This window comes from Synechococcus sp. Cruz-7E5 (assembly GCF_024345995.1).
In the GTDB taxonomy this organism is placed as follows: domain Bacteria; phylum Cyanobacteriota; class Cyanobacteriia; order PCC-6307; family Cyanobiaceae; genus Regnicoccus_A.
In genome coordinates this window covers 1-22,564 of sequence record NZ_JAGQCE010000017.1, presented here as the reverse complement: position 1 = coordinate 22,564, position 22,564 = coordinate 1, and the positions used below count along the sequence as shown (strand labels likewise).

Sequence of the window (22,564 nt, the reverse complement as noted above, 5' to 3'; positions counted from 1 at the left end):
TGAGCTCCCCGAAAATCGGGGAGAAAATCGGGGAGCTCCTGCCCGGTGGCCGAATTTGGCCTGAGCCGGCTTGTTTAAGGCTGTCCTGTCCGTTGCTGCTTGCCTGACCTGTCGCTGCCTTGTGTAAGCAGGTGGGCCAAGGCTTTAACAGGTACCGCCGTTGTTTAAGGCTTTCTTGGCCGCCCGGAGGCGGCCCTGCTGGCCTCGGCCCTCTGGGCCCTCAGGCCAGCTCCTGGCGGAGCCGCGCCAGGCCGGCTTTCTCCCGCCGCTGCACGCTCATGGTGCTCATGCCGAGATCCTGGCCGATGGCCCGCAGGGACCGGCCTTCCAGCAGGTGGAGGCGAATGATGGCCGCTTCTGAGGCGGGCAAGCGATCGAGCAGGGCTTCCAGCTGGTTGTGATCCTCGCCACTGGCTTCAGGCTCCGGTGCGGCGATGGAATCGAGCCAGGGAGTGCCGCAGGGGCTGAGCAGATCGAGGCTGCTGTGGGAGAAGGGGCAGGTGCCTTTCTCGTGCTCACGGCGAGGGACACGCACGAGGCGGCCGTGATCGCGGAGGTGATGGCGCAGGGCACCTTCGATACGCACCTTGAGGAAGGGAACGGGCGGGAGATTGGGCTTGAGGCAACGGGCAGCGCGCACCAGCTCCAGCCGTGCCACCTGCTTGGCATCATCCCGATCGATCAGATCAGGAAAGCGGCGGTGAAAGCGGCAGGCGAGGACATCAGCGAGGGAGAGGAACTGGTGGATGACGGCATCGCTGGGGGATGAGGTGCGGGCCATGGCCTGATGGCAAAGGACGCGCGACCCCAGGCCCCGACGCAGGAGGTGGCCAAGCTGAGCAAGGACGAGCGGCAGGCAGGCCCGCCCCATCCCAGAGAGCCTCACCACCTGCTGTTTCCGCTGTGTTGCCTGCCTGCGCCGCCGATCACTGATGGAGGGGTGATGCGGCTGTTGGTGCCTGGCAGGTACGGGCGCTGGGTGCCCCCCTGTCTGTCGATCTCGATCGTCTGCCGCTCGGCGCGGATCGTTGCCCCCCAGCCTTTGGGCGCTGACCGTGGCAACAGGAGGTAGGCACTGCTGACGCCCCACTGATGGGTTCGACACCTTCCGTCACCACCGGCCCGATCCTTGCGCTGGTCGGCGCCGAAATCCTGGCGCTGATGACCTACGTGGGGGTGTGTGAGCTGCGAGCGGTGGATCAGACCTACTGCGAGAACCGCTGGGCGCTGGCCCTGCCTGCGATTGCCCTGGTCGGCCAGTCGGCTGCGACGTACTTCATGGACCCTGGCCGCAGCGGCAGTGCCAGTTCTTCTGTCCCTTCCGCTTCCATCTCGCCGCCACAGGCACCGCAGGCGAGGGTTCGCACGGCGAGGTCGCCCAGTCCTGCTCCTGATCCGCCGCCTACCCCAGGGCGGCGTACCCCAGCGAAGAAAGCCACAGGAACAACCCGTACGAGCAAGCGGGGGGAAGGCTGATGCGCTGGCTGCTTGATCTGGGGATCGCCTTTCTGGTGCTGGGTCTGATCGAGGCCTTGGTGAAACCGATCGCCAAGCGGTTTGTGCAACGCCGCATCCTGAAGGTGGCGCCGCTGGTGTTCGCGCAGCTCGATCCCTACCTGCCGGCCCTGCTGCAGGAGTGCAACGGCGCGCAGCTGGAGCAGGTGGTGCGCACCAAGCTCGAGGTCGTCACAGGTGAAAGTTGGGCAGGGGAGGACCTGAGCCTGTTCTTTCGCCTGTTCGATCCGCGTGCTGCTGCTGATCATGCGCTCCCTGCCTTTGCGGCTGGCGGCGCAGCAGCCGATCAACCCGGAGACGCTGCCGCCAGCACCGGCTGAGTTCAGCGGCGGCCCCTTTCCTGCTTCTGCCTCTCTCGCCAGTCCGCCGCCGGTGCATAGCGCCGCGGCTAACCACTCGACTGTGGTGATGGCCGGGTTTGATCTCTGCGCGGATGGCTCACCAGCCGCTCAGGGCTGAAGTGCTGCTGTTCACTTGCTGCCGCGATTCAGTGCGGCGCCGCCAAGCAGGGCGACGAGGAGCTTCAAGGTGGAATCGAAGCTCGCCGCCACCTGATCCAGTGCGCGCGGGCAGACCTCAGCGAGCTGCCGGCGATCGTTGAGGGCCACCCGATGGCAGACCATGGTGGCCACGCTGTAAAGGCTGAGCTGGGTGAGGATCACCACTGCCAGCAGCTTGAAGACGAAGCGTTCACGATCGAAGGGTGGCTTGCCGCTGTTGCTGAACAGGACATCAAACAAGCCGCGACGTTTCACCCGCCGATGTGGCGTGGATGGCGTTGATCTTGGTGGTGCGCCGGGCTGCTGGTCATCAGCGGCCGGCTGTGTTCTGCCTGCCACGGTTCCTCAATTTCAGGCCTCCTGGAAGACGCCGACATAGACGGTGCCCTGCCTGTAGAGGGGCAGTACTTTGTCGCGCAGGTCGATGTTGCGGAGCCGGACGCAGCCGTGCGTCGGCAGCAGGTGTTGCTTTGCGGCCCAGGCACCGGGCCAGCCGCAGCCTGATCCGCCGCCGTGGAGCATGACCCCGGCGCGGCCGACTTTGGCCTCCTGGTTCTCCAGCTCGACCATGTCGAAACTGAACCAGCCGAATGACAGGGCGGTGCTGCTGCAGGGCGGATTGGGGTTCTGCTCGTAGTCGGGGTAGTGCTCACCGAGCTTGTAGAGGCCGGGTGGGGTGTCGGTGCTCTTGCGCCTCCACTCGTTCTCGGCCCCAAGGCCACGGGCGAGACAGGGAACTTTCCAGAGCAGCTTGCCGCTGTGGTCATAGGCCTCCATGTCCTCGTCGCGGTCATTGACGAGGAGGTAGGAATCACCTGGTTTGACCGGTGCCTTCTGCCTGGGGCCGATCAGCCCGGCTTCCTCGGAGCCCCGTGGATCGAGCCCACTGCTTGGCGCGGGCGTTGCGGCTGGCTTTTCGCTGAACTGCAGCGCCCATGGGGCGTCCTCACGCAGGATCAGCCCCTTGCCATCGACTGCCGTGATCGCGTCGTAGAGCTGCTCAACGCCGGAAACCTGCTGCTTCTGGCCTTTGAACGCCTCCCAGCGGTCCTGGAAGCGATCGGGGCTCATCAGCTTGGCCATGGCAGCAGGACGCAGGGCGCCGGCGGGGTGGATGCTTCCCTTTGCCAGGTCCGGCGGAGCCAGAAAAAAAGCGGGGCCAATGCCCCGCAAGAAACTCCCGGTTCAGAAGGGCAGCTCCTCGGGCCGGATCCAGACCGGACAGCTGGCGGGAGTGGCCAATTGCCGCTCGAAGAGCAGATCAGCCACCAGCCCTGCGACGCGGCGGCAGGGTGCTGATTCGCCCTCAGCGATCCAGAGCAGATCCTCGAGGGCCTCGGAGCTGCAAGCGGAGAAGCGGGCGCGTGTGGAGCGGTGCGTGGTGGCCATCGGAGGCGCAGCGCAGGACACGGAAGCAGGCGGGGGGTGGGTCAAGGGGACGGCACCACGACGAAGCGGCGCGACAGCGGCGCCACACAGCCGCGCAGCGGCGGAACAGGTCCGGACTCGCGCAGCCCTTGAGGCACCCCCCGACCATGCAGTGGCCTGTGCGTAGCCCTTTCCTTGTCGCCCCCGATCAGGGGGTTCTGCTGGTAGGGCGGCTGTTGCTCTTGCTTGGACCTGTGAGCAAAAAAGGGCCGTCACAGCGGCCCGGTGTGGCCTGAGTGATCTGGCCTCAGGCCGCCAGGCCCATGGCCACCCTCAATTCACGGCGCTCCCTGGCCACCTTGCGGCGAAACTCGAGCTTGCCGGCCTCATCCGCCGCTCGATAGGCCACCAGCTGGTGATGGCTGAGGGTGACCGTGAAGCTGTGATCGGCGGGTGCAGAGGACTGCGTGAGCCCTCCCATGAACCGCCAGAGCACCATCAGCGCCCGATCGGCCTCACCTTCTGTGAGAGCACGCCAGCCACCGGTGTGCTGATCGGGCATGACACCGATGGCCTTGCCGTAGATGACGGTGCCACCGAGATGGGGCCAGCGAAAGCTCTCCAGCTCCTGGCGCTCCGCCCACTCCCCGCCATGGGCGATCCAGATGGGGCCGACACGCCAGGCGGTGATGGCATCGAGCGGGCACTGGCAGAACCAGGCCAGCAGCGCCGCCGGCATCACCTCATCGTGAATGAGGTGGGATTTGATGGAGCAATAGGCGTGATCACTGCAGGGCAGCGTGGTGCGCTGGATCATCAGGATGTGCGGTGCCATGGGGCGCCATCGAAGGACGCCTGAGTGACTGCAGCGAGGGCAAGGGCCGGCCACCACGGCACGGGCGGCTGAGCACCGTCAGGGGCGATCCGCCCAGCGCAATAACGGGCCGGCATGTCTTGACCCTTGCCCCGCTGCGGACCATGAAGAAGGCCGAGCCGTATCCATCAGCCCCTTGGAGCTCGCCGACGCCTGGCCAGTTCGCCCTGCCGATGCCATGGGCAGATCGGGCGGCGTGCGGCTCGCACGACCCTGATCTCTTCGGTATGGCCGATTCGCCTTGCGCCTAAGGCGATAGCCCGCCTGGCCTCAGGGATGCTCTCTCTCCCCGTTCACACATGCAGCCAGGAGCGGAACGAGGCGGAGGATCAATAGCACCGCGAACTCTGCGCAGGTGCCGATGGTCTTGCTCACGGCGACGGCGACGCTCTGGTAACGACCCGGGCTGATTGGGGGATCAGCACCGTGTGATCGGGAACAGCATCGGCCCCGGCGGCAACACCTCGAAACGGGCTTCGATCACGTCACCGCCACCACCGAAGCCAACGCGGCGGGCGGCAGCGAGGGATGGCACCAGGCGGGTTGATCCATCAGCAGCAACAACCCGCCACCAGACCGGAGCACCGGGCCGGGGCTGCTGCCGTTCCAGGCGATACCCCGGACGTGGTGAATGCCCATCCCCCAATCGGGTGATCGTGCTGGGGCTCATCCCCAGCAACTGAGCCAGTTCCGCTCCGCTCAGCCATGCCCCCATGGCGGCGGCCTCCTGCAGCAACCGGGCCACTCGCAGCGGATCAGCCGGTGGGAGCGGTGGCGCAATGCGGGCCAGGGCAGCCGCCAGCGCCTCCATCGAAGAACCATCCGGGATGATCCGGGACAGTCCTGCCCTGTCCGGTTCTGTCCTGGATGATCCGGGACTGTCCTTGATCATCCGCTCTACGTCCCGCAGGGTCACGCCGTCCCGCAACTGCTGGGCCAACGGCTCGATCCGCTCCAGATGCTCGGTGGTCAGGAATGACACCGGCTTGCGGCTACCCGGTACGCGGCGTGGCTCGGGTTCGATCGCCAGCAGTTTCACCAGCGCGTAGGCGGTGGAGCGGCTGATCCCAGCGGCCTCGATCCAGTCGGAGAGGCGCTGGCCATCGAGGAGGGCATCGGGCCCTGAGGGGTCGGCGCTGAGCATGGCGGCTATTCGTCCCGGATGATCCGGGACTGTCCGGGATGGTTCCCCAGATCGTGCCAGATAGTCCGGGACTGTGCAAGACGGTCCAGGATGATCCGGAACACTCACCCGAATGGGGGAGGGTCGATCACCCGGATGGGTGGTCTCGCCCTGTCTTGGACAGCGACTAGCCGTGGTCAGCCCCGCTGCAGGCCTCGATCGCCAGTGGGTGAGATAGCCACCAGGGGGCAGATCCCAGGCGGGGCGGTGGCGCAGTCTCACCGGCAGGGGCGGGAGGGCTGGCGTACCTGTGGCATGAGCAGGGCAGCCATCTACCAGACACGTGGTCAGACCTCCCCCATGGCATGGGCCAGCCCGGTGTTGGCGGCAGCCAACTGGTCCTCGCTAAACCCAACTCTCCGCGCCGATGACTCGCGCACCTTCAGCTGCGACCCTTCAAAGAAAGAGCGTTGAAATGATTGGGGATGTATACCCAGACTTCTGTTGGGCAATCTTCGATGTGTCCTGAATCGTACTTTTCAGCGTTGGAAAGCTTGGTAAAGCATCAAGCATGCAATGAAAGCATTCCAAGCTCTTCTTATCCTGATCACGAAGCTCTCTGAGCTTCCTCTTCTGAATCTGCTCGCCATCGCGCTGATCCTTTGGCTCGTAACGAAGCTCATTGGTCAGGGCTGACCGGGGAACCTGTTCAGTGATGGGGCAGCGGATCACCCGAATGGGGGAGGCCAGAGCGGCGCTGGCTGCTGGCTGCTGAGCGTCGGCGGAGCCGGGGCGGTGGCGGACACGACAGCAGGGGCTGGCGCACCTGCTCAGGTGACGGGTACGCGGCAGATCACCCGTTTGGGGGAGGCCTGCCTATCAGCACAGCCTCAGCGGGACTTACGAAAGTCCCAGGGGCGTTGCTCATTCCCCCCTGAGCGCCACACCCCCCGCCGCCACATCTCAGCCTCTCGCTCGGCGCCCAGATAAGCCCCCTGATCGCAGCCGGCAAGGTATTGCCGGTAGACATAGGCGGCACCACTTTTCACCAGCTCCAGGTTCACGTTCCGGCCGCTGGAGTACACCTCGGCCACGGTGCGTCCGTAGCGGTCCACCGTCTGGGGCCTGATCTCCAAAGCACCCCCAGCCAGCAGCTGGCGCAGAGCAGCCGTGGCCTGAGCTCCGCTCTCTCCCTGGGCTGTCTCCGGGGCGTCGATGCAGGCCAGGCGGATTGTCACCTTCTCTCCGCTGGTGGTGGCAACGCGGATTGTGTCGCCATCACCCACAGAGATCAGCGATGCAGGGCCACTGGCCAGGGGGCGATCCGGAAGGCTCTGACGCGGCTTTGGTGCCGGTGTGGATCGAGGGGCGACGTAGAAGGTTGGAGATACGAAAGGGCCTGCACTGCCTCCGCTGCTGCCACCACTGGGCTGGTCTCCACGAGAACCACCGCAGAGCTGCTTCTCGCAGGGGATGCCATCCCCATCTCCGTCGATCTGCCTGTTACCACCCCTGAGGGAGCGCATGGCCTCCTCGCAGCTCCTGAAGCTGGAGCACCTCTGGGCCGCAGCTGGGGGCTGCAGGCCAATCACGAGCACGACGAACACCAGCGCTGCGGTGCATTTCAACAGATCCCCGGAGATCGGCATGGCTGCATCGAGGCGGCGCAATGCACAGCATGCACAGCGAGGGAGCATCACCAAGGGGGATCGGGCAGCTCCAGCGTGCGCTCAAGGTCCTGCCGCTGGGGGACCGGTATTGGCCAACGGCGGTTGCCAGCCAATACCCCCCGTGCAGGCCATGGCCACGACGGCCAGAAGGACCTAGGGTTTGGACTAACAAGATGTAAGTCCACTGCGCTGGGGGCGCTTCTGCCATGGCTTCTTCCCGCTACCGCGTCACCCCGGCCCAGATCGGCAACTCCTCCGGTCTGCGGCTTCCTGCCGCTTTCTACCGCGATCACCCCCAGTTCACAGGCGCCCCAGGGCAAGTGGAGGTGCTGAGCAACGACACCATGCTCCTGCGCTTCGAGCCAAGCGAGCGCCAGGGCGTTGAGCCTGAGGACGAGAGCCTCATGCTGGGCCTTTTCCTTGATCTGCTCACCCGTGAGGCGTTGACGGCAGAAGCCGGACCTGTGCCCTACACCGAGGCCATGGCGGCAGAAGACGATGAGCTGCTTGCCGGTGTCACGGTGGACACGATGGAGACAGCGGGCGCGCCTGCACAGGAATGAGCCCGGCCCTGGTGCGCCATGGCTGGGAGATCGTCTTCCAGCCCCAGCTGTTCGCGCGCCAGTACGAGCAGCTCAAAGCTGAGGTCAAACGTCTCAAGAAGGAACTCGACCAGCAGAGCTTCCTGCAACATCCCCAGGTCAAGCTGCTCGCCGCGGTGATGGAGGGGATCAAGGAGCGGATCGCCGCAGATCCCTATGCCGCTCGCTTTGCCCTGACGGGTCCGCTGCGGCGCTATGGACGGCTCAAGGGGCTGGGTTTGCCCGATCGCTACCGCCTCTTCTTTCGGGTCTTCGAGGCCGAGGGCCGCAAGGTGTTGCTGATCCTCTGGCTGGGCTTCCCCCGCAAGGACGGCGATCGCAACGACTGCTACGCCGTCTTCCAGCAGATGGTGCGCCGCGGTGACCTGCCGGCGGACTGGCAGAGCCTGCAGGCCGAGCTCGACGGGCCCTGAACGCTCCTTTCAGGATCAGTGGCAATAGATGGTGACGTTGCTGGGGCCAGGCCCCGGGAGTGACCATGGGCCTCACGTTGATCGAGGCGATGAAGCATGAAACCCGAGTCGATCGGCTCGCGGTGTCCAAGACCTTCGTGGAAGGTCAGCTGCTTCGTCGTCTGCCCTTCCGCAACCTTTCGGGTGGGGCTCTGCAGTTCGCCAAGGAGAAGAAGATGCCCCGTGTCGGCTTTCGGGCCGTGAACGAGGGCTACCGGCGCGACTACGGCGCGGTGGCCCAGGAGAGCGAATTCGTCCACCTGTTCGGTGGTGATCTCGACGTGGACCGCTCGATCGTCGATCTCAACGGCCCCGAGGCCCGTGCTTCCCAGACGGAGCAGAAGGTGCGCTCGATGCGGTTGACGCTGGAGGCGGCGATCATCAACGGTGACGCCAGCTTCGATCCGCGGGCGTTCAACGGTCTCAGCAAGCGGCTGATCCCCGGCCAGATGCAGACCGTGGACAACATCAGCGGCACCGTGAAGCTCACCAAGCTGGAGGCGCTGGTCGATGCGGTCAACGCCCTCGGCGGGGAGAAGGTGATCATCACCAGCAAGGCGGGCCGGCGCCAGATCAGCCATGTCTGCCGTGAGGCTGGCGGCGACCTGTATCAGGTGATCGACGGCCGCCACTGGTTCGAGGACACCGAGATCCTGGTGCTGGATCAGGACGCTCAGGGCTATGAGGTGCTGGGCTTTGGAGAGGCCGGTAACACCACCTCGATCTACTGCGTGGCGTTCGGCGATGAGCTGATGACGGGCATCCAGGGTCCGTTCGAGGGCCGTTACGGGATCTCCGTGCGGGACTTCGGCGAAGTGCAGGACGCCCCGGTTTTCCGCACCCGCGTCGATTGGTACGTGGGTTTTGCGGTGTGCCACGACAAGGCGATCTGTCGCCTCTACAACGTCGGCCCTGCTGTGGCCTGATCAACCCTCCCCATTCACTTCTGAGAGGACAAGACCATGGCCCACCAGGGCAACAAGCTGATCGACGCCGCCACCACGCTGGTGGGGTGGGTCAATTACAACGCCACCGACCCGTTTGAGCGCACGCGCGTCAGCGCGGAGGTGGTGCGGCTGACCACGCCGCTCGATGCGGCGGATGACTTCACGCTGCTGGCCAGCCATCCCGGTGCTGCCGGGGCGGTGACGGTGGTGCTGCAACTGGCGCCGCTGCTCAAGGACGGCACAGTCGGCACCTGGGTGACGGCGGCCACCGTGGCGATCCCCGCCGCTGGTGGCCAGGTGGAGGCACCGATCGCAGGCGGCAGCCTGTCGGTGGCTCCAGCTGATGCCGCCAACGTGGAGCTGCCGGCCTTCTTCTATGCCCGAGCCACGTTGACGCCTTCCACTCCGAACGGCGCCCACGTCAGCCTCACCTACTGAGCGCGGCCATGGATGACGTTGAGGTCAAGGCGCCCGGCGGAGTGCCGGGCTCGCCGCCCAAGCCGGTGATCAAGCCGACCAAGCCCGGCAGGCCATGGGCGCCACCGCAGGAGGGAACGGAGGGGAGTGATCCCACGGTGCCGACTGCACCTGCGCCCAATGGGCCGCCTGAGGAGCCCACTGATCCGCTCACCCCTGCTGATCCGACCATGCCTGTTGAGCTGACGACCGCCAATCCTGTGCTGGAGCTGCCGCCGGAGGGGATGCTGCGCATCTCCAAGGCGAGCGAGGACGATCAGTTCGTCTTTCCTGTCCATGCTGAGCGCTGGGCGGAGAACGGCTGGACGGTCCACCCGCCGGTGTCAATCGATGAGGGTCAGGCACAAATGACTCCTGAAGAGCTTCCGCCAGAGGCCCTGCAGGGTGATCTGACCGGCGGAGCGGTGACCCTGCCCGGAACCATTCCGGATCAGGGCACCCACCCGGCGACTGCGGAGCCGAAACCAGCAGTGCCGGAACCGGCAGGGCCGGTACCTGTCGGGTCTGAGCCGGTCGGCCTGGAACCGGAGCCTGCCCCCAGCCTTGATGCTGAGGTGGCCGGGCCTGATTTCGCGTCGATGACCAAGACGCAGATCGTTCAGAGCTGCGAGGAGGACTACGGCGTGTTGCTCGATGGCAGCCAGACCAAGGCCGTGCTGGTTGATGAAGCCACCAGGCTCTGGGAGGAGTCGGTGACGGCTCCTCCCGAGCAGCCGCAGGCGGCTGCTGAACCTGGCCTCGTCCCTGAGCCGGATCTGTCGATCCCTGGCGATCTGCTCGGCTGACACTGCCCACCCTGGCTTCCTGGCAAAGGGAGGTAGCGCCAATCCAGAGGAGGCAGAGCCCTTCCATGCCCTACCCGCTCCCCAGCGCCCCTGATGAGCGCGTGCGCGTGCTTCCTCCGATGGGATGCCCGGGCCTCGAGGTGTGGGTGGTCCCCCATGAGGTGCCGCGCTGGTTGCGGATGGGCTACCGGCTGGGGCCTGTGCCCGCTGATCAGCTGGAGCTGTACTGGAATCCGGCTGATCGGTTCTGGGATGAGCCGATCACGAGTGCAGCGATCGAGCTTCATATCGACCCGTTGGTGAAGGCACCGCAGCCGATTGCGGTGAGCTGGGGTGATGGCAGCACCGAGACGATCGGCTGGGACGCCCTGGCCCGTGATGTGCCGCGCCCGCGGCACATGTACCTGAACCGGGAGGATCTGACCGTCACCGTCACCATCGGCATTTCGATCGCCAGCCTGCAGGTGGCCCTAGTGGGCTGCCCGGTGCGGCCCTACTCGGTGCCGACTGCTGGCAGCTCCACGGGCGGTCTGATTGGCGTCGAGCCCCTGGTGCCGGGTGCTGGCCTGCAGGGCAATGCCTACAACGGCTCGGTGGCACAGCAGTGGCAACTGCGGCTGCACCCCTCCGGTGGCCTGGGCTTCCTGCCGAGCCCGGTGGATGGGGAGCCGGCGCTGGCGGCGATGAACAGCGAGGCGGGCGGCCGTGCCACTCGCTGGTATTCGGGCGATGGCCCGCCGGTGACGGAGCTGCTGCAACCGCCACCGGCCCTGGGTGATCTGTACCTGGATCGCATCGGCGGGCAGGTGTACGAGCTGATGGTCTGAGCCGATGCCTGAGACCTGGAACCCCACGGGGCTGAATCTCAAGGGACCGGACGGCGCGGATGGTGCGGCCGGGACTGCTGGGGCGACGGGCGCAACCGGACCGCAGGGGCCTGCTGGGCCGACGGGTGCGACTGGAGCCACCGGAGCGACCGGAGGCACCGGGCCAACCGGTCCACAGGGACCTGCGGGTCCTTCGGTGTGGGGTGGCATCACAGGAACCCTGAGCACGCAGGCGGACCTGCAGGCGGCCCTCAACCAAAAACTCAATGCCTCACGGCTGACGGTGGGGACCACGGCACCGCCGAGCCCTGCGCTCAATGACCTCTGGGTGGACACCAACTGATGGCAATCACGACACGGGACCAACTGATTGCGGCTCTCAGCCAGTCGCGCCATGTGCTGTTCGATAAGGCCTCGATCGCCAACGCGGTGGCCGGCCGCTTCTATTCGCTCTGGCGTGCCACGGGCCAGCCGGGTCAGGGTGCGGTGCCGGTGGCGCAGCAGATCTGCAACAACAGCCTGCTAGGCGCCTTGGGTTATGCCCCGTTCTCGGCGCCGGGCACGAATTACCTTGCCTGGGTGGATGTGGCGACGAGCCTTTCGACCTCGACGCTGGAGATCCACGATCGCCTCTGCCACCAGGGCGGCCTCTCGGGCACCGTGGCGACGGCGCAGACGACGAACCTGCCGCTGAACGTGGTTGGCATTCCGCTGGAGCGGCTGGGCCTGGTGGATTTCAGCCAGCTCCAGTGGTGGCTCGAGTGGTACACCGACACAGGCTCCACGGGCGTGAACGCCACGGTGAACGTGACGTGTGACGACGACACGACTCAGAACGTGGTGATTGCTCTGGCGGCCACCAGTCGCGCCTCGGGTCTCTATCAGATACTGCCGCCGCAGGGCAAGAAGGGAATCAAGGCGGTCAACAGCGTCACGCTCTCCGCGACGACGGGCACAGCTGGGAACTTCGGTGTGACCTGCACGCGGTATCGGGCTGGCTTCTTCACGGTGCTGGCGAGCAAGGCGGAGGTGTTCGACTGGGCGGCGCTTTCCCTGCCTGAGCTCCACATCGACTCCTGCTTGAGCCTGATTCAGCTCTGCACCACCACCACCACGGGTAACGCCAAGGGTGTGTGCCGGATGGTTGGTGGCTGATCGTGCCCAGGGACATCCGCGATTCGGCCGATCCTCCCTACCGAGCTGGTGCTGAGCGCTGGGACGTGGGGGCTGGCGGTCTGAACGCCACCCTGGAGTTCTTTGGCCCGGCGCTGCCGGCACCAACACCGCTGTCTGGCGGTGCCTTCCGGGTGTGGACGGGCAGCGCCTGGATGGATCGGCTGGCAAAGGTGTGGATCAACGGTGAGTGGCGCCAGCGCATCACCCGGCGCTGGACGGGCAGCGCCTGGGTGCCGATCAACCCTGAGCAGGACTGAGCAGCGGCCCGGGCTGGTGGGGTCTCGGAATCATCAGTGGCAATAGGTGCTTGAGACCCCCCAGAACGCGGCGGCCCATGTCCTGGACCAGCACCGGCAACATTCGCGGCCCCCAAGGCCCGCAGGGTCCGGGTGGGCCTGCAGGCGCGAGCGGGCCTGCGGGTGCAACGGGAGTAGCGGGGCCACAGGGTTCAGCCGGTGCCGTTGGAGCCCAGGGACCGGCGGGCAGCACCGGCCCGGCTGGTGCGACGGGTCCCGCTGGCCCAACCGGCCCCACTGGCCCGCAGGGTGCGGCGGGCACGGGCATCAACCTGAAGGGCAATGTGGCCACTCAGGCCCAGTTGCCGAGCAGCGGTCAGCTCGACGGCGACGCCTATGTGGTGGCGACGGTGCCGCCCGATCGCACCAACGTCCTCTTTGTCTGGGACACCGAGACCACGCAATGGGTGGATGCGGGCTCGATCTCCGGCCCGGTCGGCCCTGCTGGCCCGGCTGGCGCTGCTGGCCCCACAGGGCCTGCGGGCGGCACGGGACCGGCTGGCGCCACGGGACCAATGGGACCGGAGGGCATCCAGGGACCGATTGGCCCGACCGGCGCGGCAGGGCCTGAGGGACCACGCGGCACGGGCTGGTTCGTGGGCAGCGGCCCGCCGCCGACCAACATCCCCGGCTCGATCGTCGGCGACATGTACCTCGACACGTTGACGGGGGATGTGTACCTGCTGGGCAGTGGGCCGACGGGCATCCCGGTGGGCAGCCTGCCTGCCATCGGTGCGGCCTTCCAGGGCGGCTTCTACGGCGGCCTGATCTCCCAGAGCGCGAACGGGGTGGCCACACACGCCCTGGTGATCGCCCCGAAAGCCGGCGGCGAGGACCTGAAGGCATGCAAGACCGCGAACACCGCGACAGTCGGCACGGCCAGCACGTTCGACGGCTACGCCAATTCCGAGGCGGCCAAAGATGCAACCCATCCGGCTAACCAGTGGGCGCGTGCCCTGCCAATCGGTGGCTACAGCGATTGGTACATCCCGGCGCAGTTCGAGCTGGAGATCCTGTTCCGGCGCTTCAAGCCTGATAACAGCGAGGGCAACACGCCTGGATTCGGCGCCAATGCCTATGCGGTGCCACCGACCACGGCGAACTACTCGGGATCGATCCCTGGCACGACCACGGTGACGGCGTTCCAGGCGGGTAATGCTGAGGCGTTCGAGGCCATCAACTACGGCAGCTCGACGCAGGACGGGGCCACCACCCATGTGATCCAGGACTGGTTCTACGGCCCGCCGGAGCCGAACTCCAAGACGTTCCAGCAGCAGGTGCGGGCCATCCGCAAGGTGGCGGTCGTGCCCTGATGCCCAGTTGGATTCCTCGGATCGACACGCCGCGGCGCGTGCTCGAGGAGCGCACCACAGCGATGGTGAGTGCTCCATCGGCGCTGGATCTGACCTATCTGAACCTGGGAGTGGATGGACGGTTTCTCTCGGTGAGCTGCTCGATCGCCGCCTGGGTGACGTTCTATGCCTCGCTGGCAGCGCGGGCGGCGGATGCGCTGCGGCCCATCACCGATGACCCGCCGCTGTCGGCTGGTGTGCTGCTGGACCTGATGTTCGACGGGACCACAACGGTGCTGGAGCCAGCGCCGGGCTCGACGTATTCCAACGCCGATCAGCCGGTGCAGCAGCGTGTCTGGGCGCGTGTGCGCACAGAGCTGGCGGTGCCCCACTCGGCCACGGTGGGCATCCTGGCCCTGGTGGAATACGACACCGTGCCGTCTGGGCCGGGTGGCGCCTGATGGTGGCCACGATCACGGACCTCAGCCGCCGTGGTGACACCGGCGGGTTTGTGGTGCCGCAGGTCTTCGCCGCTGCGGATGCCCTGCTGCGCACCTGGATGGCGGCAGCCAATGCGCAGAACCCGTTGCAGCAGCTGAGCATCGTGAAGGCCCCTGGGGAGGTGCATGGCTTCACGGGCTGGGTGATCAAGGCCCGGCTGGCGGTGCTCGACGCCGGGCAGCCGGTGGAGCTGATGAGCCAGTGGGTGGCGAACCTGACGACGGGTGCGATCACCACGCACTGCGGCCTGGCGAGCGGGTACGTGCCAGGCGCGGCGCTGGGCGGCTATGGCGCCCTCACGGGCGGGATTGGCACCACCAACACGCTGATCGAACCGCTGCCGGAGCCGCTGCCGATCGGCGCCCTGGTGGCCAGCTCATTGGAGCCGGGGCAGGAATACTTCTGCTTCGCGCATTCGCAGCACACCTTCAGCAACCGCCAGGCGGTGGTGGTGCTGATTGCCAAGGACGTCTATTCCGGGCAGTGGCATCTGTCGCTGACGGATAACGCCTCGGTGATCGGTGTGGTGGGCTGGCGTGCGAACCGCTCGCTGCCGTTCCTGTCGAATGCGCTGCGGCTGGATTATGCGTCCTCGACGCTGCCGCTGATGCTCACGGTGCCGGTGCAGTGGGTGCCGATCACACCGGGCATTACCTCTCTGGCGCCGAATCCGCAGCCGCCGGTGCAGTGGTTTGATCCGGTGGTGCTACCTGCTGATTTCGGGTTGTATAATCGGACGGCTGGAATGTTCGGATACTTCATTGGCTCCGATGGCTCGCATTGGCTGCAGATGGGCGGCGCCCGCCTGGCCCTGCGACTGGTGGAGGCGACGCCATGACTCTGACGATTTCAACGGCGGACTGGACGCCTGCGATTGACTGGCTCAGCAAGGCGCCTGGATCGGTGGGCCTGCGGCTCAGTGAGGCCATTGCGGCGTTCGTGCTGGCTGTCAATGCGAACGCCGGCAACAGTGGCATTCAGCTGACGCAGCTGAAGGACCACACGGCTGCGAGCACAACGACGTTCTTCGGGTATGTGCTGCGGCTGGGCCATCCGGTCAATCCGATGGTGCTGAGGTACTACAACCTGAGCAAGAGCCAGGGATCGAGCGCAACGTCAACGTCAGCAAACTTCGCGCTGGGTCTTGCCAGCAGCTGGACGGATGATGGGCTGAATGGTGGTTACGGCACCTTCAGTACGACGGTGGCGAGCCTCAGTTCCGGCATGTCGTATTACGGGCCGACCGGCACCCCGGCGTTCAGCGCCGATGGGCGGTTGATCGTGATGATGGACACGACGCCGGGCGGTAAAGAGTTCTTCGCATACAACATCGCGACGACAAGTGGCGACACCTACGCGCAGAACCATACCTTCATTCTGTTCCGCAGTCCTGCAAGTAGCGGCTGGAGTGTGGCGCTACTGCGGTCGCAGGCGCTGGCTGGAATGTTCGAGAGCCGCAACTTCTACACCTGGAGCAATAACGTGATGGTGGCGGCGCCATCCTGGCCGAATGTGCCATCAGGGCTGGAGCAACTGCTGACGACTGGTCTGGGCCTGATCCCTGGCGGGAATGGCCCTGGCCAGCTCTTTGAGTACCGCACGAAGCAGGAGCGGGTGAGCCTGCCGTCGCTGTTCTGGTTCGGCAGCAACCAGATCACGGACCCGCGAAGGCTGAGCCGGGTGACAAACCCCGGCGGGCCGGGCGTCTTCTACCAGCTGGGTGCAGCCATGAGCAGCGGCGGCATGGACTGCTGGATCCTGGTGCCGCCGAGCACGGCGGCGATGGCCGGGTGGAACACGATCGGGTCGCTGAGCAGCTGGCAGACGTTCCCTGACCGGCTGTATTTCGGCCCGGAGGTGCCGCGTGGCGCGGTGCTGATGGGGCCTGATGCCGGGCCTGATTTCCTGATGGATTGGAGCTCGGTTGCGATGGGTGGGCCAGGAGTGGCGCAGCATCCGATCTACTCGCTGCAGCAGGGCACAGGCGGCGGCAGCCAGCGGCCGACGACGGGTGTGCTGTGGCCAAGAGGGACGGCATGAGCGAGCCTTTGCTCAAGCTGATCGAGGGCGAGATGTATCTCGCTGGGTCGGTGGAATATGTGATCCGGGAGGACGACTCGCTGGACGATGTGCTGGCCCACCTGGTCGAGGAGGCGGGCAACGACCCGGAGCACCTGATCGATCTGATCCGGCTGCGCTGCGAACGTCGCTACGAGGTGGAGGTGGACAAGAAGCCGGATTGGCAGTGGCCTGATTACCGCCTGTTCGATGTGCAGCCTGGGATGGCGAATCAGATCGCCCGCTTGTATTGGGAGACTGGCTGGGACGTGCTCGAGGAGGCGATCTGATGGAAACGCCAGAGCTGATCCCGGCTGAGCTGCGGGAGCACCAGCTGGTGCTGCTGAGTGAGGCGAGGGAGGCCGCAGCTGGTCGTATGCCCCAGCTGCAGGAGCGTGAGTTCCTGAGGCAGCTGCATGAGCTGCTGAAGGACTTCGGCGCCGAGCTGTCGTACACCACGGCCGACGATGGAATCCACGTGTCGATCTAGGGCCGACCGCTGCTGGGTGGCGGCGGCTTCTTCGATCGCGCCACGCTCCGCTCGTGGTTGGAATCGGCTGGGGTTGCTCTGACCATGAAGGCCGAGCAGTACAAAGTGGCGCTCGACGCGGCGCTCCAGGCCGCAGGCCAAGGCGGGCCGAACTGGAATGTCCTGTTCTGGGCGTCCCTGGCGGCGCACGGCCTGGCCCTGCAGGCAGCGCCGCCGTCGGATGAGCGAAGCGACCTCTACCCCGACGGAAGGCCCCTGGTGGCGCCGCGGCCTTATGAGGACTGCCATCCGCAGTGGCCGGAGGGCACGGTGGTGGTCTGGGCACCGCCGGCCGCCCATGCGTGAGCGCCGGGATTGAGGGCTCCCGGCTGGCCCGGCTGAGCCTCAGGCGCTGAGCGCGGCGGGCTCGGCCTCGGCGGCTAGCTCTGCAGTTGCCAGGGCCTCTGGTGCCTCGGGCTCTGGGCAGATCAGATCTACGGCTTGGCGGGCCTCGCTTACGACCTGCAGCAGCACCTTGGGCGACTCGCGCAGGACGGAGATCCAGCTCTCCAGATAGGCCGCGTGGCTCATGAGCTCACAGCCGATCTGCAGCCGCTGCCCCAGCAGCACGCTGCCAAGCTCCGCGATCAGCTCCTCCCGGGCATAGGACCTGGATCCGAAGGCGCCGGAGAGATCGCGCTTGAGGCGGGATTCGTGGCCGGTGGAGTGGATGGCCTCGTGGCCCCAGGTGGCATAGAGCGCCGCAGCGCCGTGGAAGCTCTCGCGCCCCGGCAGCTGGATCCGATCGATGGCTGGGGCATAGAAGGCCCGCTCACCGCCCCAGCCGGCCGGGACCGACCAGGCTCCCAGGATCTGCTCGGCCTGGCTGATTGGCTCGATCGCCGGCCGCTCCGTGGCCTCTGGCATCCGGGCGGCGATCAGCCCGGCCAGGGCCTCGCCCTGCAGATCGGAGACATTGAACACCGGCACCGGGCGATAGCTGGCCCAGCTGTGGAGCACCTTTTCGCCGCCCTGCTCATCCTCGCGGGAGTGCAGCTGGGGCCTGAGGATGCGGACCGACTTGCTGCCCTTGACCGGGAAGATGCCGAGCTTCCTGGCCTCGGCGAAGCCGCACCAGAAGGGCAGCGACGAGCCGCGCATGGCCATCCCCAGCTCCAGGAGGATTGGATTGCCGCCTCGATAGGCGCGGCCGGTGAGCAGATTGATGTGGACGCCGCCGCCATGGCAATCCCAGGGCTTACGCCAGGGCGTGGTGCCGGCCTCGAGGAGCTCGATGAGATCGCGCACCATCGCTTCCTCGGGTGAGGGGCCTGAAAACTTGCGACGGGACTTGGATGCGGCCATGGCAGAGGGCGCAAAGGACGCCGAAGTGACCGCGCGGACAGCGCCAGGGCCGAGCGCTTGCGTAGCCCTTGCGCTGTCCGCGCACGCTGAGGCAACCTGCGCGCCCCCCTTTTTGGCGTCGTTTGGCGTGTTTGCGCTCAATTTGCGCTCAGCCGGCCCGAAACGGGCAAGAAAAAGGGCTCCCGGAATCCCCGAGAGCCCTTGGTATAACTGGAATCGGGGCGACAGGATTCGAACCTGCGACCTAGTGCTCCCAAACCTCTGTGGAACCGATCTGGGAGGTCGTTGTCGCTGACTGGGATCTTGGCTGAAAAGCATTGTGCTCACTGTGTTTAGGGGTGCCGCCGGGTGCCTCATGTTGCCTCGCTGTGCCACGGCTTGAGCTAGTTTCTCTTGCACTTTCTCTTGCAAGGGGGGTCTTTTGCCCCGTGAGCACTGGGTCGCTGCCCTGCGTTCAGCTCTCCAATGCGACCTCGGCTCGAGGAGCGGCTGGAGCCTGGCGGAAATGCGCGGCCGTGCCCTGCTCAATCTCTCGGAGCGGGTCACTGGGGGCAAGCGCATCCAGCGGGTGCTCCCCTTGCCCTGGGAAGCGGCTGCTCGGCAGGATATCCACACGGCAGTGCTGGCGATCCATGCCTCCTTCGCGCGTGGGATTCCTCTGGATCAATGCATCGCACTGGCCACAGGATCGGCCTCTCCAGAGGAAGACGACAGCACGCCAGAGGACGTGGTCGAACCCATTCAGGGCACGGACTGGCAGGGTTTGGTCGCGCAATACCGGGACCACAAGATCAGCAGCGGTCTGATCAAGCAGACGACCTGGGAGAGGACCTACGCCGCTCGTATGCAGCGGTTGGTGGAGGCCACCAAAGGGAAGACCAAGCCCTCGACCCCGCGTCAACTGCTGGAGCTGCTGACCCAGCGACTCAAGGATCAGCCCGGTTCCCGGGGGCGCCAGGTGGTGGTGCAGCAGGCAGCCGCCTTGCTGCGCTGGGCTGTGGACAATGAGCGGCTGCCGCAGGAGTGGGCGCCCCCGCTGGTGCTCTCGAGCTACACCGGCCGCCGCCGGGAGCCCAAATCAGTCACCACACCGATTGGTGTGGACGACATTCTCCTGCTGGTGGAATCGATTCCCGATACGCGCTGGCGCTATGCCGTCCAGCTGCTGGCCAGTTTTGGTCTGAGGCCAGAAGAGCTGCAGCATCTTGAGCTGCGGGAAGGGCGCCTGTGGTGCAACTACGCCAAGGTGTCTTCCCGCGGCAGCACCAGACCCCGGCCACTGCGGGTTCTTCCCTGCGATGCATGGGCCCAGCAGTGGAGGCTGGAGGAGACGTTCAGCTCCACCCGGATGCCACCGATGAGGCCCGGCTTCGGGTCGCAGGACCTCAAGAACTACCTTCGCCGTCGCCCCCTCTGGGATCAGCTCCGCCATCGCTATGCGCTGGAGGGGGAGAAGCTGGTGCTCTACTCCTGCCGGCATGGCTATGCGCACCGTGCTCATGTGATCTGCGAGCTGCCGCCCAAGGTGGTGGCGGCCGCGATGGGCCACACCGTCGAAACCCACCTGGCGGCCTACAGCAAGTGGTGTGGTGATGAGGTGGTGGATGACGCCTTCGACAAGGCGGCCCGTCTTCTGGGTGAGCGTCAGGCCCAGGCCCCAGGGCCTGCTACTTGATCGCCTCGATGCGATCGAGGTATACATTCACCAGTTTGTTATGAGGCAGCAACGCCTCGATTCGCGTCCATATCCTGGCCAGAAAGGCGTGAAACTCGCTGCGACGCATATTCCCGAAGCGCAGGCTCCGAAGAAGCGCGTCACGCTTCTCTCGTAACGCTCAAGATCAGCGACCGCCAAGAGATTGGCGTCAAGAATAGCCATCCATCACCGGTCCGCAACATCTTAATGTTTGACGGGAAATCTGTCGTAATCCATTTACAGAATTAGCTCAAAGAATTCAACATCATTTTCAGGGCTATTATGGAAGCAAACCGCATTCCCGTCCTGTGAAACTACTACGCCTATTGAGCTTGGCACTGTGGCGATAGCCCTAGCCATCGAGTTGTGACGATTGCCTCTTGAGCCGAGAAATAACGCCAGTTCGGCGGGAAGATTATTCGTTTCACACTTAAGCTTCGCACTAAATGCCTCCAGGCCAAACATTGTGTTTAGCACAACTGCACCGTCAGCGTTGGCAAGGTGTGCTATCCGCTGGCATTGACTTCTAAGATCAATAAATGAGTTTGTAAGCTGCGGGTAGACAATGCGATCCACCCAATATCGCAAGTCATCCGGCTGAGTTGGGAGTACACCCTCGGGATATATCCACTTTCCTTGTGATGCCAGAATATAGATTGTGTTGAGAGCAAGTGATTTATGGATCGCTTCACTTAACTCTTGCCTAATTCCTGAATACCAGCGCCTTTCCTGAAAGAGGTTGTTGTCACTTCGCACCGGAGATGGCAGCAGCATGAATGCACCACCATGATCAGCCCTTTGAATCTCTCTGACAATTACTTCAATAACCCCGCCAAGCAATGTAGGACAATATTCTTGTGCATAATTGGCATAATCACTCTTGTAGGACTCCCATGAGTTGACATCAAGACTAGGATGCCCATACAGGCCATAAGTTAAGCCGTTACTAAAATTGCACGGGGTTGAGACCTTGCCAACAAAAGCCGGAGCTATCTCCTTCCAAAGACTTTCAACCCGACTACGACTGCAATCCGTCCAATCACCTCTATCATAGGCAATCTTCACATCGCCAATCTCGAGGTATATCCTTCCTGGACCATTTACTGACACTACAAGAGGCCGAAGATACATCGAAGAAGGAAGCAGCTGGGCCTGTGGCAGGGCAGCAGTGCCTACGATCATCAACGTATTGCCGTGTCTTGCGCCTTCTTCAACAATAAAACAGTCAACATTCTCAGAGAGAGCAGGGCTCAGAGATTGGAGATACCTTGCCTCCAGCGGTATAGGGGGATCAAACCGATCTACTCGGGTCGTTTTCAAGACGCTGTCTTCTATCGCTATCGCAAACCTGAGCTGTCGTCCTTCGTTTAAATGCAACCCTGCAATAAACGAGATTCTAAGGACTTCCTTCAACAGCTCTCTTCTTGCTGAATAACTTGAATCGTTAAGCAAAGTGGCAACTCTTTCGTCATTTAGCACTGAAACCGGATCTAGCTTTTCCATAGATTGAATCATTTATCTACATCAGTATACAAGTGACTACAGGCGCTGGCGGACTCATGCAATCCGTCAAACGCTCCAGATCAGAAGCGGGCGGGAAAATCCTAGATTGGAAGGCTATTCTCAATCCCGCCTTCTGGATCTGGATGTTTGATGCCGTTATAGTCAGCACTGCTTATGAGCAATGTATCAGGATCCAAGATCCCATAACGGCATTTCTCATATGGCAGAAGATAACGGCCAAACAATGCAATATTTGCTTCTCGTTCTGTTGGCCAGTTGACGCCAACAGGAGCATAGTTTAGATAACGGTAGACCTTAACCATTTGCGGGGCGCCGCCGATTGTGTGATCAAGGTTCTCTCTAATGATGTCTCTCAAGGCTTCGAACGGCTCCATGTCAAATCCACCAGCTTCCAAGACACCCTTTTCGCGTAGCCTCGCTACAATTCTTTGCTTGGCATCCTCAGTTCTGTCGCCCACGATTGCAATCATTCGCAGTCCGTCGGTTCCATTCCACGGACGCGATGGGCGGAAGGTAAACTCTTTGGTCTGCGCATCTAGATGTAACGTCCAAATCAGGAACTTCTGCTGTTTCCAACAATACCCTGCCAACAACAAAAATGTTTCCTTTTCGGCGCTGGGGCCATCTTTCAAGGCAAAGTCGGACATGTTGTTACGCATGTCATTAATTATTCTAAGAGCATGGCCCTTGTAATCACTCAGGGGCTGGCCACGATCTAGTGACTTTCCAAAGAGCTTGAGCGCAGTGTTAATCTGAATGATAAGTGGGTACGCAATAGCCGTATCGCCAGCAAATGCAAGTGCACAGTCAGTTCTGTTTAGTGGGAAGATCTTCGGACAGGAGTCCCATGTAAACTCCCCACGAAGCCTACTATCAGAAGCGATCACTAGGGAAGCTCTGGAAAACCCGAGCCATCCGCACGAAAATACCCCTGTAATCGCAAGCGCGGACTGGGTTCATGGGCAGCAAGCAGCTCGGATTCGGTGATTACGAGCAAGCCACGGCCAAGAAGCGCACAAGGCGCGAGCGATTTCTGGCCGAGATGGA

29 protein-coding genes are annotated in these 22,564 nt (G+C 64.2%); 19 read left to right on the top strand and 10 right to left on the bottom strand.

Features of this window, described 5'->3' with window-relative positions; all coding sequences use genetic code 11:
- Positions 1-220: 220 nt before the first annotated feature.
- Positions 221-781 carry a sigma-70 family RNA polymerase sigma factor gene (locus KBY77_RS14520; protein ID WP_255105944.1) on the bottom strand — a complete coding sequence of 187 codons (561 nt, stop codon included), beginning with the start codon at positions 779-781 and terminating at the stop codon, positions 221-223.
- A 311-nt stretch (positions 782-1,092) separates the two neighbouring features.
- Between KBY77_RS14520 and KBY77_RS14515 the strand changes: the two genes are divergently transcribed.
- Both KBY77_RS14515 and KBY77_RS14510 read left to right on the top strand, forming a co-directional pair.
- A complete protein-coding gene (locus KBY77_RS14515) occupies positions 1,093-1,476 on the top strand; it encodes a hypothetical protein (protein WP_255105942.1) in 384 nt (127 codons plus the stop codon).
- Complete coding sequence (locus KBY77_RS14510) at positions 1,476-1,835, top strand: hypothetical protein (RefSeq protein ID WP_255105940.1); 360 nt, start codon at positions 1,476-1,478, stop codon at positions 1,833-1,835. Before KBY77_RS14515 ends, KBY77_RS14510 begins: the two co-directional genes overlap by 1 nt.
- A 150-nt stretch (positions 1,836-1,985) precedes the next feature.
- Here KBY77_RS14510 and KBY77_RS14505 read toward each other — a convergent pair whose 3' ends face one another.
- The 6 genes from KBY77_RS14505 to KBY77_RS14480 form a co-directional block, all read right to left on the bottom strand.
- Positions 1,986-2,270, bottom strand: a complete 285-nt coding sequence (locus KBY77_RS14505) for a hypothetical protein (protein WP_255105937.1) — start codon at positions 2,268-2,270, stop codon at positions 1,986-1,988.
- Between the two features lie 96 nt (positions 2,271-2,366).
- Positions 2,367-3,098, bottom strand: a complete 732-nt coding sequence (locus KBY77_RS14500; RefSeq protein ID WP_255105935.1) for a L,D-transpeptidase — start codon at positions 3,096-3,098, stop codon at positions 2,367-2,369.
- A 102-nt stretch (positions 3,099-3,200) separates the two neighbouring features.
- Positions 3,201-3,404 carry a hypothetical protein gene (locus tag KBY77_RS14495; protein WP_255105932.1) on the bottom strand — a complete coding sequence of 68 codons (204 nt, stop codon included), beginning with the start codon at positions 3,402-3,404 and terminating at the stop codon, positions 3,201-3,203.
- Between the two features lie 286 nt (positions 3,405-3,690).
- Positions 3,691-4,218, bottom strand: coding sequence for a hypothetical protein (locus tag KBY77_RS14490; RefSeq protein ID WP_255105930.1), 528 nt, complete (start codon positions 4,216-4,218; stop codon positions 3,691-3,693).
- Positions 4,219-4,675: 457 nt separating this feature from the next.
- A complete protein-coding gene (locus KBY77_RS14485; RefSeq protein ID WP_255105927.1) occupies positions 4,676-5,401 on the bottom strand; it encodes a hypothetical protein in 726 nt (241 codons plus the stop codon).
- Positions 5,402-6,270: 869 nt separating this feature from the next.
- Entirely contained in the window at positions 6,271-7,029 is a 759-nt protein-coding gene (locus tag KBY77_RS14480; RefSeq protein WP_255105925.1) for a thermonuclease family protein, read from the bottom strand.
- A 227-nt stretch (positions 7,030-7,256) separates the two neighbouring features.
- Between KBY77_RS14480 and KBY77_RS14475 the strand changes: the two genes are divergently transcribed.
- From KBY77_RS14475 to KBY77_RS14400, 16 genes are all read left to right on the top strand, one after another.
- Positions 7,257-7,613 (top strand): hypothetical protein, encoded by a 357-nt coding sequence (locus tag KBY77_RS14475; protein WP_255105922.1) that lies wholly within the window; start codon positions 7,257-7,259, stop codon positions 7,611-7,613.
- The gene (locus KBY77_RS14470) at positions 7,610-8,065 is read left to right on the top strand and encodes a type II toxin-antitoxin system YhaV family toxin (protein ID WP_255105919.1); all 456 of its coding nucleotides are present in this window, start codon (positions 7,610-7,612) and stop codon (positions 8,063-8,065) included. The genes KBY77_RS14475 and KBY77_RS14470 overlap by 4 nt, the downstream gene beginning before the upstream one ends.
- Positions 8,066-8,130: 65 nt before the next feature.
- Positions 8,131-9,030, top strand: a complete 900-nt coding sequence (locus tag KBY77_RS14465) for a major capsid protein (protein WP_255105916.1) — start codon at positions 8,131-8,133, stop codon at positions 9,028-9,030.
- 36 nt (positions 9,031-9,066) lie between these two features.
- Positions 9,067-9,489, top strand: coding sequence for a hypothetical protein (locus tag KBY77_RS14460; protein WP_255105914.1), 423 nt, complete (start codon positions 9,067-9,069; stop codon positions 9,487-9,489).
- An 8-nt stretch (positions 9,490-9,497) separates the two neighbouring features.
- On the top strand, positions 9,498-10,313 hold the full coding sequence (locus KBY77_RS14455) for a hypothetical protein (RefSeq protein ID WP_255105912.1): 816 nt from the start codon (positions 9,498-9,500) through the stop codon (positions 10,311-10,313).
- A gap of 65 nt (positions 10,314-10,378) precedes the next feature.
- A complete protein-coding gene (locus KBY77_RS14450; protein WP_255105910.1) occupies positions 10,379-11,140 on the top strand; it encodes a hypothetical protein in 762 nt (253 codons plus the stop codon).
- A gap of 4 nt (positions 11,141-11,144) precedes the next feature.
- Positions 11,145-11,483, top strand: coding sequence for a hypothetical protein (locus KBY77_RS14445; RefSeq protein ID WP_255106049.1), 339 nt, complete (start codon positions 11,145-11,147; stop codon positions 11,481-11,483).
- Positions 11,483-12,295: a hypothetical protein gene (locus tag KBY77_RS14440; RefSeq protein WP_255105908.1), complete on the top strand. Its 813-nt coding sequence runs from the start codon at positions 11,483-11,485 to the stop codon at positions 12,293-12,295. The genes KBY77_RS14445 and KBY77_RS14440 overlap by 1 nt, the downstream gene beginning before the upstream one ends.
- A 2-nt stretch (positions 12,296-12,297) precedes the next feature.
- The gene (locus KBY77_RS14435) at positions 12,298-12,573 is read left to right on the top strand and encodes a hypothetical protein (protein ID WP_255105905.1); all 276 of its coding nucleotides are present in this window, start codon (positions 12,298-12,300) and stop codon (positions 12,571-12,573) included.
- Between the two features lie 323 nt (positions 12,574-12,896).
- Positions 12,897-13,925: a hypothetical protein gene (locus tag KBY77_RS14430; RefSeq protein ID WP_255105902.1), complete on the top strand. Its 1,029-nt coding sequence runs from the start codon at positions 12,897-12,899 to the stop codon at positions 13,923-13,925.
- Positions 13,925-14,365: a hypothetical protein gene (locus KBY77_RS14425; protein ID WP_255105900.1), complete on the top strand. Its 441-nt coding sequence runs from the start codon at positions 13,925-13,927 to the stop codon at positions 14,363-14,365. Before KBY77_RS14430 ends, KBY77_RS14425 begins: the two co-directional genes overlap by 1 nt.
- A complete protein-coding gene (locus KBY77_RS14420; RefSeq protein WP_255105897.1) occupies positions 14,365-15,243 on the top strand; it encodes a hypothetical protein in 879 nt (292 codons plus the stop codon). Before KBY77_RS14425 ends, KBY77_RS14420 begins: the two co-directional genes overlap by 1 nt.
- Complete coding sequence (locus tag KBY77_RS14415) at positions 15,240-16,445, top strand: hypothetical protein (RefSeq protein ID WP_255105894.1); 1,206 nt, start codon at positions 15,240-15,242, stop codon at positions 16,443-16,445. Before KBY77_RS14420 ends, KBY77_RS14415 begins: the two co-directional genes overlap by 4 nt.
- A complete protein-coding gene (locus KBY77_RS14410; RefSeq protein WP_255105892.1) occupies positions 16,442-16,753 on the top strand; it encodes a hypothetical protein in 312 nt (103 codons plus the stop codon). Before KBY77_RS14415 ends, KBY77_RS14410 begins: the two co-directional genes overlap by 4 nt.
- Positions 16,753-16,953: a hypothetical protein gene (locus KBY77_RS14405; RefSeq protein WP_255105889.1), complete on the top strand. Its 201-nt coding sequence runs from the start codon at positions 16,753-16,755 to the stop codon at positions 16,951-16,953. Before KBY77_RS14410 ends, KBY77_RS14405 begins: the two co-directional genes overlap by 1 nt.
- A 57-nt stretch (positions 16,954-17,010) precedes the next feature.
- Positions 17,011-17,298 carry a hypothetical protein gene (locus KBY77_RS14400; RefSeq protein ID WP_255105887.1) on the top strand — a complete coding sequence of 96 codons (288 nt, stop codon included), beginning with the start codon at positions 17,011-17,013 and terminating at the stop codon, positions 17,296-17,298.
- Positions 17,299-17,337: 39 nt separating this feature from the next.
- Here KBY77_RS14400 and KBY77_RS14395 read toward each other — a convergent pair whose 3' ends face one another.
- Complete coding sequence (locus KBY77_RS14395; protein WP_255105884.1) at positions 17,338-18,297, bottom strand: ArdC family protein; 960 nt, start codon at positions 18,295-18,297, stop codon at positions 17,338-17,340.
- 505 nt (positions 18,298-18,802) lie between these two features.
- On the opposite strand from KBY77_RS14395, the gene KBY77_RS14390 reads away from it, so the two are divergent.
- The gene (locus KBY77_RS14390) at positions 18,803-19,972 is read left to right on the top strand and encodes a hypothetical protein (RefSeq protein ID WP_255105882.1); all 1,170 of its coding nucleotides are present in this window, start codon (positions 18,803-18,805) and stop codon (positions 19,970-19,972) included.
- Positions 19,973-20,230: 258 nt separating this feature from the next.
- Here the strand turns inward: KBY77_RS14390 and KBY77_RS14385 are convergent, their stop codons facing one another.
- Both KBY77_RS14385 and KBY77_RS14380 read right to left on the bottom strand, forming a co-directional pair.
- On the bottom strand, positions 20,231-21,508 hold the full coding sequence (locus KBY77_RS14385; protein WP_255105881.1) for a putative sensor domain DACNV-containing protein: 1,278 nt from the start codon (positions 21,506-21,508) through the stop codon (positions 20,231-20,233).
- A gap of 89 nt (positions 21,509-21,597) precedes the next feature.
- Positions 21,598-22,164, bottom strand: coding sequence for a hypothetical protein (locus tag KBY77_RS14380; protein WP_255105879.1), 567 nt, complete (start codon positions 22,162-22,164; stop codon positions 21,598-21,600).
- Between the last annotated feature and the right edge of the window lie 400 nt (positions 22,165-22,564).

Coding starts and splice junctions, on each gene's coding strand:
- KBY77_RS14440 (WP_255105908.1), top strand. CDS start 11,483: ATGGCAATCACGACACGGGACCAACTGATTGCGGCTCTCAGCCAGTCG.
- KBY77_RS14520 (WP_255105944.1), bottom strand. CDS start 781: ATGGCCCGCACCTCATCCCCCAGCGATGCCGTCATCCACCAGTTCCTC.
- KBY77_RS14470 (WP_255105919.1), top strand. CDS start 7,610: ATGAGCCCGGCCCTGGTGCGCCATGGCTGGGAGATCGTCTTCCAGCCC.
- KBY77_RS14415 (WP_255105894.1), top strand. CDS start 15,240: ATGACTCTGACGATTTCAACGGCGGACTGGACGCCTGCGATTGACTGG.
- KBY77_RS14510 (WP_255105940.1), top strand. CDS start 1,476: ATGCGCTGGCTGCTTGATCTGGGGATCGCCTTTCTGGTGCTGGGTCTG.
- KBY77_RS14490 (WP_255105930.1), bottom strand. CDS start 4,218: ATGGCACCGCACATCCTGATGATCCAGCGCACCACGCTGCCCTGCAGT.
- KBY77_RS14395 (WP_255105884.1), bottom strand. CDS start 18,297: ATGGCCGCATCCAAGTCCCGTCGCAAGTTTTCAGGCCCCTCACCCGAG.
- KBY77_RS14460 (WP_255105914.1), top strand. CDS start 9,067: ATGGCCCACCAGGGCAACAAGCTGATCGACGCCGCCACCACGCTGGTG.
- KBY77_RS14465 (WP_255105916.1), top strand. CDS start 8,131: ATGGGCCTCACGTTGATCGAGGCGATGAAGCATGAAACCCGAGTCGAT.
- KBY77_RS14445 (WP_255106049.1), top strand. CDS start 11,145: ATGCCTGAGACCTGGAACCCCACGGGGCTGAATCTCAAGGGACCGGAC.
- KBY77_RS14380 (WP_255105879.1), bottom strand. CDS start 22,164: ATGTCCGACTTTGCCTTGAAAGATGGCCCCAGCGCCGAAAAGGAAACA.
- KBY77_RS14480 (WP_255105925.1), bottom strand. CDS start 7,029: ATGCCGATCTCCGGGGATCTGTTGAAATGCACCGCAGCGCTGGTGTTC.
- KBY77_RS14450 (WP_255105910.1), top strand. CDS start 10,379: ATGCCCTACCCGCTCCCCAGCGCCCCTGATGAGCGCGTGCGCGTGCTT.
- KBY77_RS14455 (WP_255105912.1), top strand. CDS start 9,498: ATGGATGACGTTGAGGTCAAGGCGCCCGGCGGAGTGCCGGGCTCGCCG.
- KBY77_RS14500 (WP_255105935.1), bottom strand. CDS start 3,098: ATGGCCAAGCTGATGAGCCCCGATCGCTTCCAGGACCGCTGGGAGGCG.
- KBY77_RS14390 (WP_255105882.1), top strand. CDS start 18,803: ATGCGCGGCCGTGCCCTGCTCAATCTCTCGGAGCGGGTCACTGGGGGC.
- KBY77_RS14385 (WP_255105881.1), bottom strand. CDS start 21,508: ATGATTCAATCTATGGAAAAGCTAGATCCGGTTTCAGTGCTAAATGAC.
- KBY77_RS14405 (WP_255105889.1), top strand. CDS start 16,753: ATGGAAACGCCAGAGCTGATCCCGGCTGAGCTGCGGGAGCACCAGCTG.
- KBY77_RS14485 (WP_255105927.1), bottom strand. CDS start 5,401: ATGCTCAGCGCCGACCCCTCAGGGCCCGATGCCCTCCTCGATGGCCAG.
- KBY77_RS14475 (WP_255105922.1), top strand. CDS start 7,257: ATGGCTTCTTCCCGCTACCGCGTCACCCCGGCCCAGATCGGCAACTCC.
- KBY77_RS14410 (WP_255105892.1), top strand. CDS start 16,442: ATGAGCGAGCCTTTGCTCAAGCTGATCGAGGGCGAGATGTATCTCGCT.
- KBY77_RS14495 (WP_255105932.1), bottom strand. CDS start 3,404: ATGGCCACCACGCACCGCTCCACACGCGCCCGCTTCTCCGCTTGCAGC.
- KBY77_RS14425 (WP_255105900.1), top strand. CDS start 13,925: ATGCCCAGTTGGATTCCTCGGATCGACACGCCGCGGCGCGTGCTCGAG.
- KBY77_RS14515 (WP_255105942.1), top strand. CDS start 1,093: ATGGGTTCGACACCTTCCGTCACCACCGGCCCGATCCTTGCGCTGGTC.
- KBY77_RS14420 (WP_255105897.1), top strand. CDS start 14,365: ATGGTGGCCACGATCACGGACCTCAGCCGCCGTGGTGACACCGGCGGG.